At 69.1% G+C, this 1,087-nt stretch carries 1 pseudogene; it reads right to left on the reverse strand.

Annotated elements, in window-relative coordinates:
• Positions 1-1,087: pseudogene (locus tag ACFOYX_RS36145) on the reverse strand (IS3 family transposase); the annotation flags it as partial.

Consider the following 1,087-nt stretch of genomic DNA (forward strand, 5'->3'; position numbering starts at 1 on the left):
TGTTGATCCAGACCTGTTCGGGCAGGTCGAGGATCTTGGGTAGGGGCCGGGTGGTGCCGAACCGTTCCGGGTGCGCCGTCCGGGCTGCGGCGAGGGTGTCCTCGCGGTTGGCGCGGACGGTGTGGTGACGGCCGTGGTGGACGTCGGCGGGGGTGTGCAGGCCGATCCCGGAGTGCCGGTGGGCGTGGTTGTACCAGGTCACGAAGTTGTTCATGAAAGCTCGTGCGTCCGCGAGGGACGCGAACCGGTCCGGGAAGACTGGCGCGTACTTCAACGTCTTGAACCAGGCCTCGCTGTACGGGTTGTCGTTGGACACCTTCGGCCGGGAGTGCGAGCGGGTCACGTCGAGGTCTTCGAGCAGGTCAGCCACCGATTTCGACGTCATCGACGTGCCCCGGTCGGCGTGCACGACGTGCGGGACGCCATGGACACCGAACACCTCGCGCATCATCGACTCCGCGAGGGGGCCGGACTCGCGGGCGTGCACACGGACCCCGACGATGTACCGGGAGTAGATGTCGATCATCACGTAGGCGTCGTAGTAGACGCCCTTCGCCGGTCCGGCCAGCTTCGTTATGTCCCAGGTGTAGACCTGCCGCGGCGCGTCAGCGACCAGCTCGGGACGCCGGCGGGCCGGGTGCCGGGCCAGCCGGCGACGCTCGCGAACCTGCGCGTGCTCGCGCAGAACCCGATACATGGTGGCGATCGAACCGACGTACACGTCCTGGTCCAGCAGCGCCGCGTAGATCTGGGCCGGGGCCGCGTCGACGAACTCCGGACTGTTCAACAGCCGCAGGACCTGCTCACGTTCGGCCGGGGTGAGCGCGTTCGCCGGCGCTCGCCGCACCGGCGGGGCCGGTGTCGGCCGCCGCCGGTCGCGTTCGGCGCTGGACCGGGCGATCCCGGTCAGCCGCTTCGCCTCCCGCGTCGTGATCCTCGCGCTGGTCAACGCATGATAGGCGGCCATCAGCGCCTGCCGAGCCCGAACACGTCCGGACCGTCCGGCTCGCTCCTGGAGATGTCCTCCAAGAGCTCGCGCGCTTTTCCCATGATCGTCAACGCCGTCTCGGTCCGTGCCAGCTTCGCC

The organism is Micromonospora sp. GCM10011541 (assembly GCF_042650725.1).
GTDB classification, from domain to species: Bacteria; Actinomycetota; Actinomycetes; order Mycobacteriales; family Micromonosporaceae; genus Micromonospora; species Micromonospora sicca.